The following is a 13,857-nucleotide window of genomic DNA, read 5'->3' on the forward strand; positions in this document are numbered from 1 at the left end:
CCTCCTAGATATATTTCAGATAGGTCCACAGCATGTCCCAGATGATTCTGGGATCGCCGTGGAACAACAGGGTGTATTCCGCCACGAAGAAATAGCCGCACCGGCTGCACAGACCCGGTTCATGAATGCAGCGCCCACAGGTGGACAGCACCCCGTTTTCCATTACCACACACTGGTGGCAGGGAGTAGGAAACCGGTTGTGGATCAGGTATGGGAAGGCGCTTTTCAGGTTGAACACCGGAGCTCCTTCTTTCATCATGCGGGTGATGGTACGGCAGCAACGGGCTTTGTCCTGCTTACTGAGGGCCAGATCCTGTGTGTCCGGGTACGGGGTGTGAAAATTGAACGAGACTGCCCGCACGTTCTTTAAATCCCGGGCAAGGCGGCAGACATGGGCCACAGCACCTTTGTTGATCTGGTTGATGGCCATGTAAAAACAGATGTTGTCTGCCGTAGCGTTGTTTACATTTTTTAAAATTGTGTCGTAGGTGTCACCCCGGATGGCGTTGTGTCGGGATCGGTCGCCGTCCAGACTGAGCAGGATCAAGTCTGCTTCCGGCAAATCCAGTGAAAAAGTGCCGTTGGTGACGACGTTTACAATCAAAAAGCCCATTTGCTTTGCTTCCTGTACCAGATCCCGCAGGTTGTGGCCGTCGCTATGCCACAAAAAGGTCTCACCGCCACAGAAAAACAGAATGCGCACGCCCATAGCATAGAGCTGCTGCATCTCCCGGCGAATCTGCCGGTATGGATAGATAACCCCGGTGATGTTGTTTACCGAGCAATGCTTGCAGTGCAGGTTACATTTGTCCGTGAGGATAATGGTGCCCAGAATGGGGCCTTTTTTCCCCAGCAGGATGGTTTTTGCTCCAAAGGCGGCAAATTGCACAAACGAGGAAACTTTCATGGAGGTGCACCTCACTTTTTGAGAGATGGAGTCAGATGTCTTTTTCTCAGTGTAGCACATCTTTTGTGTTGCTGCCATTCTTTCGGGGCAAAAAACAGAGCACGCCCCGGCGGAGCGTGCTCTATGGTGTAATGGAGCATGTTATGCGAAAGGGTTCGGCGGGGTCAGGTCCACTGGAACCGGGGCGTTCACCGTCAGGCTGGAAGGGGTGACGCGGCAGTCGTAAGCCAGCAGTGTGACGCCCGCATCCACTGCCCGGCGCAGCGCGTGGCCGAAGTCTGCATGGGTGGCCCAATTGGGGGAAAACTGCTCCATTCCCTCCATCTGCAAAAGGATCATCACATAGCAGCGCCAGCCCTGCCCGGCCAGTGAGGTCAGCTCCTCCACGTGCTTGAGCCCCCGCAGGGTGGGGGCATCCGGGAAGCGGGCGAAGCCGTTTTCCTCCAATGTGCAGCCTTTTACTTCCATCAGAATTTTTTCTTCACCCCGGCGGGCGAAAAAGTCGAAGCGGGAAGCGCCCAGCTTATATTCGGCGCGCAGTTCGTCCAACGGGCCGATGCCTCCGGCGGCCAGCCACTCCGCCACCGCCTGATTGGGGGCGGCAGAATCCATATTCACCAGAAGGCCGGCCTTGTCCACAGCGATCAGGTCATAGGGGGTTTTGCGCGCAGGGTTATCGCCGGGCTGCAGATAGACGGTGCAGCCCGGGCACAGCAGTTCGGCACAGCGACCGGTATTTTTTACATGGACGTTCAACACCTGCCCTTCCAGCTCCACCCGGGCGATAAACCGGTTTGGGCGGCTGAGAAAGCGGGCGGAGATTACGTTGGAATATCGCATGAGGAGACCTCCTGAAACGTGGTGTGCGGCTTTTGTCGAAACTTGACGCAATTGTGAAGTATTCTTCGCAGGCGTGCAACCACTGGATTTTAGCAGAATAATATGGTATAATCAGGCAAGAAACTAAGCACAAAGCAAATGCGTCAGCTTTGGAGGAGAGAGGGTCGTACGGCTGGCTTGGTTTGAGGTTTCAGATAAGGAAGGAGCAGCGAACATCATGAAAAAGACGGTTCAAACGGTAATCAGTCCTGATAAATTCTACACCATTGCAAGTGCAAATGGCAAGGTTGTTGAAGTGGCGGATTTTAACACCGAAAACGGCGCAGCCATTCAGCTGTGGGATTACGCGGGCGAAGAGTGGCAGCAGTGGGCGTTCGTGCGCGCCGGGGAAGGCGTGTATCGTATCCGCAACCGCTTCACCGGCAAGATGCTTGACCTGATTGCCGGCGGTGTAGTGGACGGCACCTGGCTGCACCAGTGGGAAGGCACCAGCGGCTCCAGCCAGCTGTGGGTTTTGGAGAATACCGGCGACGGCCGCGTAAAGATCAAGTCCAATCTGTCCGGCAAGTGCCTGGACGTGGTGGGCATGAGCCAGGATAACGGCGCACGCCTGCAGATCTGGCAGGATGTGAACGGCGACAACCAGCTGTGGGTTGTGGAAGAAGTGAAGCCCAAAAAGACCAGCCGCAAGAAGGCTGAGCCTGAGACCGAAGCTGCTCCTGCCGAAGAGACCAAACCTGCAAAAAAGACCACTGCGCGCAAGACTGCGGTCAAGAAAACCACAGAGAAAAAGGCCGAAGAGGCTCCGGCGGCGAAGAAGCCCCGTGCAACCCGCAAAAAGGCTGAGCCTGCGGTTGAAGCGACCAAAGCGCTGAAGGAAGCGGAAGAGCAGAAGGCTCTGAAAGCGGCAGAGGAACAGAAGGCCCTGAAAGCGGCAGAGGAGCAAAAGGCCCTGAAGGCCGCAGCAGAGCAAAAGGCTCTGAAGGCTGCCGAGGAACAGAAGGCTCTGAAAGCCGCGGAGGAAAAGAAGGCTGCGGAAGCCGCGAAGCCCGTGGAGGCTCCGAAGCCCGCGCCCAAGCCGAACCTGAAAAAGGCCGGCAAGCGCCGCGCTGCCAAGTAAGCCTGGCATAAAAGAAATTGAAAACAGGGCGGTGCGCCTGCCCTGGAGAGAGACGTTCCGGCGGTTTCGCCTTTCGTCCCGCCCCAGGCAGGTGGGCCGCTTTTTGTGTGCACAAGGTAAATGCTCATACGGTTTGTGATTATGGCACAGTAGCAGACCAGATGCTTTTGCTATACTGATACCAATTCTTATTATGGGAGGATCATTCGTTTATGGGGTTTAATCTGGAAACCAGTATTTCGGTATTTACGGTGTTTGTGCAGGGATTGTTCAGCTTTTTCTCGCCCTGCGTGCTGCCGCTGGTGCCGCTCTATCTGGGCTATCTGGCAGGCGGCGCGGCCAGTGCCAGCCTGACTGATAAGCAGCGCCGCCGTATTGCGCTGCGCAACACCCTGTTTTTCGTTCTGGGCGTGAGCTTCGCCTTCTTCATGCTGGGGCTGGGTTTCACGGCGCTGGGCAAGCTGCTCAGTGGAAACCGGGCGCTGGTCGCCCGCTTGGGTGGTATTCTGATCATGCTGTTGGGCCTGTATCAGGTGGGCTTTTTGCAGGTGGACGCTCTGCAAAAGGAGCACCGCCTGCCCTTTGACCTGAACCGGTTCAGCATGAACCCGCTCACTGCGCTGATTCTGGGATTCACCTTCAGCTTTGCCTGGACTCCCTGTGTGGGCCCCGCTCTCACCAGTGTGCTGGTCATGGCCGGTTCCTCCGCATCCCGGACACAGGGCTTTCTGCTCATCGGTGTGTACACCCTGGGCTTCGTGCTGCCCTTTTTGCTTGTGGCCTTGTTCACCAGTCAGGTGCTTTCCTTCTTCCGCCGCCACACTTCCTGGCTCAAATATACGGCCAAGGCAGGCGGTGTGCTGCTGATCCTGATGGGTCTGATGATGTTCACCGGCTGGATGAACAGCTTCACCGGGTATTTGTCCGGCGTGGGCACTTCCGGCGCTGGGGTATCTTCGTCCCAGGCGGTAAGCAGCAGCCAGCCCGATTCTCAGCCGGATTCCCAGCCCACGAGCCAGCCGCAGGCGGGCAGTGAACCGGCAGAGTCCGAAGCATCCAGCCAGCCGGAAAGCGCAGCCGACAGCCCGGAGGAGGAAGAATATCCGGTGATTGCTGCGCCGGACTTCACTATGGTGGACCAGTACGGCAACGAACATACCCTTTCCGACTACAAGGGCAAGACCGTGTTCCTGAACTTCTGGGCCACCTGGTGCGGTCCCTGCAAGAAGGAAATGCCGGACATCCAGCAGCTGTATCTGGATTACGGCGAAAATACCGGTGATGTGATCATTCTGGGCGTGGCCGCACCCAAGAGCGATGCCAACCCCTTCAATCAGGAGACGCTGGATGCGGACGGCATTGCAGATTTTCTGGAGGAAGGCGGTTACACCTATCCGGTGTTGATGGACACCACCGGCGATGTGCTGATGGACTACGGCATCTCCGCCTTCCCCACCACCTTCATGATCGACAGCGACGGCAATCTGTTCGGTTATCTGCAGGGCTCCATGACCCGCGAGATTATGGACAGCATCATTGACCAGACCGTGAGCGGCATCCGGGCGAATTGATTCCGGTCGCCACAAATGCAAAGCAAAAGAGGCGCTTTCCTTGTAAAACAGAGGAGAGCGCCCCTTTTTTGTGAAAATACTTGACAAATGCAGATAAATTCATATAATTGATTTTGTCAGGAAAAATAAAAGAGGATGGAGACCGGACATGGAACAGACACTTGCGTTCTATATCAATCTTCTGCGGGGGGATTTTACCCAGTTCTGCGCCCAGCGGCTGAAGGAGCTGGGGCTTTCGCAGGGGCTGCTTTACTTTTTGCTGTATGTGGGGCGGCATCCGGGCTGCTCGGCGGGAGAGCTGGCCTCGGTAATCGGGGCGGACAGCGGCCATACCACCCGCTCGGTGGAAAAGCTGGTGCAGCAGGGCTTCATGACCCGTACCCGTTCCCAGCAGGATAAGCGGGCGGTGGTGCTGGAGCTGACCGAACAGGGCCGGGATGCCTTTGTGCAGGCCGGCCGGTGGTTTTACCAGTGGGAAGCGCAGCGCACCGAAGGCATGAGCCCGGAAGAGGTGGCACAGCTGAAAGCGCTGCTGCAGAAGGCAATGGCTGGGATTCCCATGCCCAAATCCCCCATGGAATCGGCTCCCGGGCCGGTGCGCAAAGCCATCCGCAAGGAAACTTGCAGTGAATAATTACTCACCCCAGCCGCTGAAGCAGCGGCGATCTGCAATTGTGCAGGAAAGGAAATCAATTATGCGTTATTCCATTGTATACTCCAGCAACACCGGCAACACCCGCCAGCTGGCTGAGGAAATTGAAAAGCAGCTTCCCGCCGGGGAGCTGGTGTATTGCGGCGCACCGGATACAGCGGCGCTGCAGGCGGAAGTACTGTTTGTGGGCTTCTGGACCGATAAGGGCAGCTGCGACGAAAAGGTGGCGGAGCTTTTGAAGCAGGCAGACGGAAAGACCGTATATCTGTTCGGCACCGCCGGTTTTGGCCAGAGCCAGCAGTATTTCGATCAGATTCTGGCCCGCGTGCGGGAAAATCTGCCCGCCGGGGCGGTGTATGGCGGCGGCTTCATGTGTCAGGGCCGGATGCCTCAGGCGGTGCGCAGCCGTTACGAGGCCATGCAGGCCAAGGAGCCGGAAAATGCCCGCTACAAAATGCTTATCGAAAACTTCGACGCAGCACTGGCACATCCGAACGCCGATGATCTGGAAGCTGCTACAGCCTGGGCTAAGAGTTGCCTGGCGTAAGGGTTTCCGGAAATAATAAGAAAAAGGCACCGTGAACGTGCGCTTCGCGCCGTCACGGTGCCTTTTTTGTCTGGAAAATCAGTCCACGGTCAGATTGGGCCGGTCCTGATCACCGTCTGCCTTGAACAGCACGAACTGATCCGGGCAGCTGGTGAAGTAGTAATATTCCGTGTTTTCAAACAGGGGTGGGGTCAGATAGTTGGGCAGGATGTTTTCGCTGCCTTCCTTCCGCTCGCAGAAGCCTGCCGCCGCAAACACCTCGGCGGGGATGCCGGCGCAGTAGCACTCGGCATATTCCGCACCGGCGGCATGGAGCAGGTTATCAATGGCCTTGCCCAGCCGGGGAAGGGTTTCATCCCGGCCAATGAAATCCACGATGCGCAGCACCTTGCCGCAGCCGCTGTCCACCACGCGGGCCACAAGATAGGCCAGTATGACGCCATTCTCCCGGGCGCAGTACACATCGTAAGTAAGATGGGGGAAGGCAAAATAACGCCGGGTCAGATACCACAGATCCTTTTTGGGGGTGTGGGGCGTTTCGGGCAGGCCCAGCTCGGCCAGCTGTTCCGGGCTGTTTACCTGTTCCAGCGTCAGGTCACCGCTCACAGGCAGCACGGTGGGGTCTGCCACACGGGCCAGCGTGTAGGTCGCCTGACCGGAAAGGCGGTAGTAGTGAGGCACCCGATCCGCGTGCCAGCCCAGAAACCGGTAAAAGGCCATGGTTTTGGGGCGGATGTTGTTGCAGGCCACCACCGAAGCGCCGGTGAGCCGGGGCATGGCGTTCATCAGGTCCAGCCCCACGCCGTTGTGGCCCTTTTTTGCCACCCACACCGAGACCCAGATGTCCGGGGCGGGAGATTCGTTGGCCCGGATGTATCCGGCTACCGCCAGCAGCTCGCCGTTTTCCTCGGCCAGCGCGTATTGCAGCGCGTCGCCGCTGTGGTAGTAGAAGTTGAAATATTCCGGCAGGTTTACCAGCGGCAGCTTCCAGTCGAAGTTTTCGTTGATGAACGCGATCACCCGGTCGGTTTCCTCCGGCCGGGCCAGACGCAGGGTCAGAGAATCGCTCATAAGGCGCTGCCTCCGGTGATGGGCAGCGTTACGCCGGTGATGAAGCCGGCCTCATCGCTGAGCAGGAAGGCCATGGCGGGCACCACGTCGCTGGGGCGGGCGTTGCGGCCCATGGGGTTGGCCTCGGCGCTGGCCTGCACGATCAGGTCGCTGGTCTCAGCCAGGAACTTAGTCTCCATCATGCTGGGGGCCACGCAGTTCACGGTTACGCCGAAGCTGGCATAGTCTGCGGCCAGGCTTTTGGCCAGACCGGCCAGAGCACTTTTGGCCATTACATAGGCGGCGGTGTTCTTGGGAGGCATACCCAGCAGATAGCTGGTGAGCATGAACAGAACCCGGCCCTTTCTGGCCTTGGCCATGGCGGGCACGAAGGCCTTGCACAGGGCTACCGCGCTGCGCACCTGCACCGACAGGTCCAGTTCGAAACGCTCCTCGTCGAACTTCTTGAATTTGGTGTTTACCACCCGCAGGGCGGGCAGGTGCACAAAATGGGTGGGAGCGGGGCAGTTCTTCTGCACGTCCTCGATAAAGGCGCACAGCGCCGCCTCATTGGTCAGATCCACATCGTAGGTGCGGATGGCGCCGGGGTGTGCCTTGCACAGGTCGGCCAGCCCCTTCAGATCGCCCGCACCCTGGGCTATGAACAGATCGCCCTCCTGATACAGCCGCTCGATCAGCGCGCAGCCCACATCGCTGGAAGCGCCGGTGATCAGATATACATTGCCCATAAAGTCCTCCTTATTTTGCCACGCCCGCCTTGATGACGCCGCGGGTCACTTTTTTGCCGTCCTGATTGGTGATGGTTGCCTTGATGGTGATTTCGCCGAATACCTCGTTCACCTCGTCTACCTTGCCGGTGATGGTCAGGGTGTCGCCGATGAAGATGGGCTTGGCGAATTTGGATTCCACGCTGTGCAAAAGGCAGTGCTCTCCGGGCAGGTAGACACCCGCCAGCGTGGAAAAGAAGCTGGCGCCCAGCATGCCGTAAACCACCCGGCCGGGAAAACCGCGCCCGGCGGCGTATTCTTCGCTCATGTGGATGGGGCTGTTGTCGCCGGTGATGGCGTAAAAGGCGTCCATCATTTCGGCGGTCACGGTCACGGTGAAGCTTTCGGTCATGCCGGGGGTGATGTCCGCCAGAGTGTAGCTGTTCATAATGGATATGTCCTCCTTTGAAAAAGGGCTCAAACAGAAAAGGGGCCGGGCTCGCAGCCCAGCCCCTTTTGCGATTGTTTACGCGGTCAGACGCTCGATCAGATCCAGCAGGTCGCCCACGTTCTCCAGGCCGCGCACGTCGTCCAGCTTGAACTTCAGGCCGAACTTCTTCTCCATGGCGGTCAGCAGGTTGATCTGCTCCAGGCTGTCCCAATCCTCGATGTCGTCGGCGCAGGTTTCGCGGGTGATCACCAGCTCCTCGTCGTCGAAGTTGTCGCGGAAGATCTGCTGTACGGCGTCAAAAATGCTCTGCTTATCCATTTGAAAAACTCCTTTTTAAACGATCTCGATCTCCATCACACCGCACTGGGGCTCGTAGCCTGCAAAGCCGGTGAATTCGAAGGTCAGGTTGCCCTGGTCGTCCTGGGCGGTTTGTTCAAAACCGATTGTAGCATAAAAATCGCGAACGAGCAAATTTTTTGCGGTGGGATAGTAGTGGCCCACGATCTTTTCCACACCGGCAGCGGCGGCGCGGCGCACCATCTCATCGAACATGGCGTGCTCCAGCCGACGCTTGAAGGTGCGGCAGCTCATGATCCACAGGTCCATATCCAGCACATTACCCTCGATGTGGCCGATCATGGCGGTGACCAGACCGTTGTCACCGAACTTGTCCACCAGGCGGCCGTACAGGGTGATGTAGCCCGGATCGGTCATAATGCTCTCGATCTCGGCGGCGGTGTAGCGGCGGGTGGTCAGGTTGAACTGGTTGGTCTTGTTGATCAGCTGGGTGATGCGCTCGGCGTGGGGCTCGTCAAAGGCGCCGATCTCGCAGTGCATCTCCAGACTCTTCAGATAGTCGTTGTAATCGCCGAAGCTCTGCTCCAGCTGAGCCCGCTCCAGATTCTGCTTGTACATGCTGGCCCGCTTCTTGTCGTCGGCCGAGAGGGTGGTCACCTCGAAGTAGCCGCTGCGGTCGATGGCTGCGATGTACTCCTCCGGTGCGCCCAGCTCGGGCACGGTCACGCCGGGCAGCTCCTGGCGCACGATTTCCCGCTCGGCGGGGTTGTCGTCCACAAACACGAAGCTCTCAGGCAGGATGTTGATCTCCTGGGCCATGGCGGCGATGTTCCGGCTCTTGGGCTCCCAGTTGGCCTTGAAGCAGAGGAAATCGTCCCGCTTGAGCACGGTGTCTGCCCGCTCGAAGCCGGTCAGGGCGATTTTCTCCTCGTTTTTGCTGCATACGTTCAGAAGGATGCCCAGCTTGGACAGCTCCTTTAAGTAGCTCTGGAACTCCGCGTAGGCCATGCCGGCGGGGGTTTCGTTGCCCATCACGATGCCCTCGGGGCCGTCGTCACCGATGATGCCGCCCCATAGGGTGTTGTCCAGATCCAGCGCCAGGGCCTTTTTGTTCTTACCCAGCAGGCTCTTGATGATGTTGGCCACGCTCTGGCACAGGTAGGGGATGCAGTCGATGCTCACCGCGTACTTGTAGGCGTACCAGGCAGTCTGGCTGCTGAAGGCGTCCATGCCGTGTACCGCCTGCAGGTAAGCCAGATCGTTCAGGTAAAGGTTCGGGGTGGCTTCGGCCAGAGAAGCCAGCTTTTCGTTCAGCTGGCGCACGAAGCGCACCCGGCCGTGGCAGTCCACGCCCTCCCGGTTGCCCATCACCCGGTAAACCGGCAGATCGAAGTTGTTGGCAATGACCGGGCAGCCGAAGGCCAGCGCAGCGCGGATGGCCTGCTCGAAGCGGCTGTATTCCGCGTTCAGCTTTTCCTCCACCCGGGCGGGCTCGTCGGAAATGTCCGGCCAGAGCTTGATGTTGCGCACGCTGGTGTGGATATAGATCACATCCGGGGCGAACTCCTTCAGCGAGCCGTCGTCAAACACCAGATTTTCATAGAACAGGGCATAGGCGCCCTCGTGGAAGGTGGGCTTGATACCGTTTTCCAGCAAAAACAGTTCCAGAATATTTTTGATCTCGCCAATGGTGCTGCCGCTCATAATGGCGACCTTTTTCTCAATCAGACCCTGTTTCTCCAGCAGCTGGCGCTTGAGGCTGCGCTTTTTCTGCAGCAGATAGGCCGGGTCCAGAGGATAATCAAAACAGTTCACAGCAAAATTCCTCCTTGCACAAATCATGACCTGCCGGAAAGCGGCGGTCAAAGCCACGGGCGCAAGCGGGGCCCGTCACATTCAGTTTGATTATACTATAAACCCCGGCGGCACGCAACGCGTCACAGGCCAAAATCCTCCAAAAGGCGCTGCAGCTGTTCACGGTTTTCCAGCGGGATGCCCGCCTGCAGGCTCAGCACATCGTTTTCCGGCAGCAGGTGGGTATAAACATCGTACACCTCCACCGGCTGCTCCGCTTCACCGGATTCGAACAGGGCCAGCCTGCCGTGCCAGTCCCGCAGGGTATAGCTGCTTTCGGGTGCTTCTTCTTCGAAAGGGCGCAGCATAAACACAGCCACGCTGGCAGCAAGCCCCAGCGCACAAAGCAGAGCAAGAAGATAGATCCATACTTTCGGCATAGTGATTCACCTCTTTGAAAACAGTATGGCCCGAACAGGGCGGTTTCAAACGGAGAGATGTGAAATTCGGTTTTTGCTGTACTTGCGGCAGGCAGTTGTGGTATAATATCAAAATAGGCAGGGTAGGGCCTGAATGTGAAAGCTTTCTGAAAACGGCTTTCAGGGTCTGCCCGGCTTTGCTGAAAAAGCGGCTTCGGCGTTTTTTGGCAGGGCTGCCCGGGGCAAAAATACCCTGCGGCGATGCCTGAAATAAAACAATGAATCATTTCCGCAAAGGAGGCGGTCCCCATCGAAAACAACGAACACCGCAATATCCGGCGCCCGCAGAACAGCCAGAGTGGCCAGAGTGCACTCCGCCGGGTAAACCGTACGCCCGGTGCGGGTACGCAGCGCACGGTCAACCGCAGTGCGGCGGTCGGCGCCCAGCGCAGCACCGGTGCGCCGAGAAGCGGCGGGCAGGGCTCTTCCGGTGCGCCCCGTTCCGGCGGACATACCCCCAAAAAGAAAAAGAGTGGTGTGCGCCGTTTCTTCGGCGGTTTGTTCCGGTTTATCGCTGTATGCATCTGTCTGGGTGTGATGGTTGCCAGCGTGGCGGCTGTGGCACTGAGCCTGTATCTGGTGGAAGCCACTGCTGACGACAATCTGGACCTGACCGAGGTCAAGCTGGCCCAGACCACCTGGATCATGGCGCAGGACCATGAGACCGGCGAGTGGGTGGAATACGAGGATTTCTACCGCACCAATAACCGTGAGTGGGCCGAGCTGAGCGAGATCGAGTCCAGCCCGTATCTGAAGTGGGCCTTTATCTGCACCGAGGATAAGGACTTCTACGAGCACCACGGCGTGAGCTTCAAGCGTACCATCGCCGCGGCCATCAATGAGTACACCCCCATCAAGCTGTTTGGCAGCCGGCAGGGTGCGTCCACCCTGGAGCAGCAGCTCATCAAGAACCTTACCGGCGACGATGAGCAGGACGCCATGCGCAAGGTGCGTGAGATCTTCCGCGCCTGGGGTCTGGACAACCGATACAATAAGGACACGATTCTGGAGACCTATCTGAATACCATCAGCCTCACCGGCAACACTGCCGGCGTAAAGGCAGGCGCCATCCAGTACTTTGGCAAGGATGATCTGAGCCAGCTGACCGCCGCCGAATGCGCCAGCATTGCGGCGATCACCAAGAGCCCCAATACCTACAATCCCTACAAAAACCCGGAAGAGCATCTGCAGCGCCGTAATGTGATGCTGGAAAACATGTACGAGCAGGGCCATCTGACCGAGGAAGAGTATAATGAGGCGGTGAATTCGCCCCTGACTCTGGCCGAGACGGATACCGACAGCTCCACCAGCACCGGCGTTCGCTCCTATTTCAGCGATGCGGTTTACACCGCGCTGAAGCAGCAGCTGGTGGACGAGCTGGGCTGGACCGAGGCTGAGGCAGAGAACGAGATCTTCAACGGCGGTCTGCGCATCTACGCCACTGTGGATCCCTATCTGCAGGAAGAGATGGAAAAGATGCTGCTGAACGAGGACGAGAGCATTCCCTGGATGGAACGGGAAGAGGAGTTCGAGCTTGGCAGCAAGACCGAGGAGGATCTGGCCGAGGAGGAGGGCGTTGTTTACAACGAGGACGGCACCCTCAAGACCAAGACCGACAAGGACGGCAAGGTTTACTATTATAAGACGGTTCACAGCCAGGTGGCCATGGTCACCATGAACTACGAAGGTGAGATCAAGGCGCTGGTGGGCGGTCTGGGTGAAAAGACCACCGATCTGAGCCTGAACCGGGCCAATGTGGCACGGCAGACCGGTTCTACCATGAAGCCCATCGCCGCCTATTCTCTGGGCATTGATATGGGCTGGATCAACTACTCCACCAACTTTGTGGATATGGGTGTTGGCAAGGTGCTGCTGGATAACCAGAAAAACAATTATCCGCAGTACCGGGACAAGATGTTCGAAAACGACGCACCCGAGGTACTGGCCAATCCCGGCATCTGGCGCGACTGGCCTCAGAACTATGTGACCAGCACCGGCCACGGCGAGCGCACCGTGAATGTGAACTACGCTCTGGCTCAGTCCCTGAACACCGTTGCGGTGCAGGTGGGCCAGCTGGTGGGTGTGGAGTCCATGTACACCTTTGCCAAGGATACTGTGGGCATGTCTCACCTGAATGAAAACGATATGGACCTTGCTCCCATTGTGCTGGGTAGCCAGAACGGCGGCGCCACTCCCATCGAGCTGGCGGGCGCCTATCTGATGTTCGGCAATGGCGGCGAGTATGTGACCCCGCACCTGTATACCCGTGTGGAGTATGCCACCACCGGCGAGGTGCTGATCGACAATGAGGTCAACGTGGTGCACACCCAGGCCATCAAGGAAAGCACTGCCATGATCATGAACCGGCTGCTGCAGGGCGTTCTGGGTTCCAGCGGTACCGCCAGCGGCATGAAGCCCAGCGGCGAGATGGAAGCAGCTGCCAAGACCGGTACCACCACCGACAACAAGGACTATACCTTTGTCGGCCTGACCCCCCATTATGTGACCAGCATGTGGTGGGGCTACGACAAGCCTTACGATATGAGCAAGGCGGGCGCCAAGAACGCCAAGGCCATCCAGAAGGTATGGAAATCCTATATGGAAACCGTGCAGGAGGGCCTGGAGGTCAAACAGTTCCCGGTGAGCGAGGACGTTAAGACCGCCGCCTTCTGTGTGGACAGCGGCGATCTGGCCGGAGCAAACTGCCCCAACCGGCAGACCGGCTATTACACTGCCGACAACATGCCCGGCACCTGTGCCATGCATCCGTAAAAATCCAAGTTGAAAAAGCCCGCTGTGCGCCGTGAACGCACAGCGGGCTTTTTTGTGCATTCTGTGCATACAAAATAGAACGCGGGTGAGAAATGTGCGGGTTTTCACAAAATTAAAACAGCATCTTGCGTTTTGATACGCTAAAGTGGTACACTATACACATGCGTAAAAACAAATGTGTTCAAGGGGTGTACAAAACAGCATGAAACGGCATTTTCTGATGGTGGACGCAGCGGTCCTGCCCGAGGTGTTTCTGAAGGTTCTCAAGGCAAAGGAGCTGCTCGCCAGCGGCGAAGCCCGCAACATCTCGGCGGCAACCCGGGCGGTGGATCTTTCCCGCAGTGCGTTCTATAAATATAAGGATTGTATTTTCGATGCCCGCAGCACCCAGCAGATCATCACTGTGCTGGCTACCCTGCTGGATGAAACCGGCGCATTGCAGGCGCTTCTGGGCGGGATTTCCGCAGCAGGCGGCAGCGTGGTTACCATCAATCAGGCCACTCCGGAAAATGGCGCGGCTAAGGTTGAAGTCACCGTCCGCACCGATACCCTTCGGGTGAGCATTGAGGAGATGCTGGCCCAGCTGGCGCAGCAGCGTGCGGTGGTCGAGGTGCATCAGGGCGTATAACGCCCCCAAAACGGCCGGAGG

Annotated in this window: 14 protein-coding genes; 6 read left to right on the forward strand and 8 right to left on the reverse strand. The window is 57.9% G+C overall.

Annotation, left to right across the window (positions count from 1 at the left end; genetic code table 11):
- Nucleotides 1-4: 4 nt before the first annotated feature.
- Nucleotides 5-907, reverse strand: coding sequence for a radical SAM protein (locus EDD77_RS04900; RefSeq protein ID WP_058966629.1), 903 nt, complete (start codon nt 905-907; stop codon nt 5-7).
- A 141-nt stretch (nt 908-1,048) separates the two neighbouring features.
- The gene (sfsA, locus tag EDD77_RS04905; protein WP_058966627.1) at nt 1,049-1,747 is read right to left on the reverse strand and encodes a DNA/RNA nuclease SfsA; all 699 of its coding nucleotides are present in this window, start codon (nt 1,745-1,747) and stop codon (nt 1,049-1,051) included.
- A 217-nt stretch (nt 1,748-1,964) separates the two neighbouring features.
- Here sfsA and EDD77_RS04910 point away from each other — a divergent pair, with 217 nt between their 5' ends.
- From EDD77_RS04910 to bilS, 4 genes are all read left to right on the forward strand, one after another.
- Nucleotides 1,965-2,867, forward strand: coding sequence for an RICIN domain-containing protein (locus tag EDD77_RS04910; protein ID WP_077138619.1), 903 nt, complete (start codon nt 1,965-1,967; stop codon nt 2,865-2,867).
- A gap of 212 nt (nt 2,868-3,079) precedes the next feature.
- Nucleotides 3,080-4,438 carry a redoxin family protein gene (locus EDD77_RS04915; RefSeq protein WP_058966625.1) on the forward strand — a complete coding sequence of 453 codons (1,359 nt, stop codon included), beginning with the start codon at nt 3,080-3,082 and terminating at the stop codon, nt 4,436-4,438.
- A 148-nt stretch (nt 4,439-4,586) separates the two neighbouring features.
- Complete coding sequence (gene bilQ, locus EDD77_RS04920) at nt 4,587-5,072, forward strand: bilirubin utilization transcriptional regulator BilQ (RefSeq protein ID WP_058966623.1); 486 nt, start codon at nt 4,587-4,589, stop codon at nt 5,070-5,072.
- A 61-nt stretch (nt 5,073-5,133) separates the two neighbouring features.
- Nucleotides 5,134-5,637, forward strand: a complete 504-nt coding sequence (gene bilS / locus EDD77_RS04925) for a flavodoxin family protein BilS (protein ID WP_058966622.1) — start codon at nt 5,134-5,136, stop codon at nt 5,635-5,637.
- 78 nt (nt 5,638-5,715) lie between these two features.
- Here the strand turns inward: bilS and EDD77_RS04930 are convergent, their stop codons facing one another.
- The 6 genes from EDD77_RS04930 to EDD77_RS04955 all read right to left on the reverse strand — a co-directional run bounded on the left by EDD77_RS04930 (nt 5,716) and on the right by EDD77_RS04955 (nt 10,397).
- Nucleotides 5,716-6,708: a hypothetical protein gene (locus tag EDD77_RS04930; RefSeq protein WP_058966620.1), complete on the reverse strand. Its 993-nt coding sequence runs from the start codon at nt 6,706-6,708 to the stop codon at nt 5,716-5,718.
- Nucleotides 6,705-7,436: an SDR family NAD(P)-dependent oxidoreductase gene (locus tag EDD77_RS04935; RefSeq protein ID WP_058966618.1), complete on the reverse strand. Its 732-nt coding sequence runs from the start codon at nt 7,434-7,436 to the stop codon at nt 6,705-6,707. The genes EDD77_RS04930 and EDD77_RS04935 overlap by 4 nt, the downstream gene beginning before the upstream one ends.
- 10 nt (nt 7,437-7,446) lie before the next feature.
- The gene (locus tag EDD77_RS04940) at nt 7,447-7,863 is read right to left on the reverse strand and encodes a MaoC family dehydratase (RefSeq protein WP_058966617.1); all 417 of its coding nucleotides are present in this window, start codon (nt 7,861-7,863) and stop codon (nt 7,447-7,449) included.
- 78 nt (nt 7,864-7,941) lie between these two features.
- On the reverse strand, nt 7,942-8,184 hold the full coding sequence (locus tag EDD77_RS04945; protein WP_058966615.1) for an acyl carrier protein: 243 nt from the start codon (nt 8,182-8,184) through the stop codon (nt 7,942-7,944).
- A 15-nt stretch (nt 8,185-8,199) separates the two neighbouring features.
- Nucleotides 8,200-9,978, reverse strand: coding sequence for an HAD-IIIC family phosphatase (locus EDD77_RS04950; protein WP_082669680.1), 1,779 nt, complete (start codon nt 9,976-9,978; stop codon nt 8,200-8,202).
- A 122-nt stretch (nt 9,979-10,100) separates the two neighbouring features.
- Nucleotides 10,101-10,397 (reverse strand): hypothetical protein, encoded by a 297-nt coding sequence (locus EDD77_RS04955; protein ID WP_058966613.1) that lies wholly within the window; start codon nt 10,395-10,397, stop codon nt 10,101-10,103.
- Nucleotides 10,398-10,913: 516 nt separating this feature from the next.
- On the opposite strand from EDD77_RS04955, the gene EDD77_RS04960 reads away from it, so the two are divergent.
- Nucleotides 10,914-13,208 (forward strand): transglycosylase domain-containing protein, encoded by a 2,295-nt coding sequence (locus tag EDD77_RS04960; RefSeq protein ID WP_058966609.1) that lies wholly within the window; start codon nt 10,914-10,916, stop codon nt 13,206-13,208.
- A 202-nt stretch (nt 13,209-13,410) separates the two neighbouring features.
- Complete coding sequence (locus EDD77_RS04965) at nt 13,411-13,836, forward strand: ACT domain-containing protein (protein ID WP_132587325.1); 426 nt, start codon at nt 13,411-13,413, stop codon at nt 13,834-13,836.
- The last annotated feature ends 21 nt before the right edge of the window (nt 13,837-13,857 follow it).

This window comes from Allofournierella massiliensis (genome assembly GCF_004345265.1).
In the GTDB taxonomy this organism is placed as follows: domain Bacteria; phylum Bacillota; class Clostridia; order Oscillospirales; family Ruminococcaceae; genus Allofournierella; species Allofournierella massiliensis.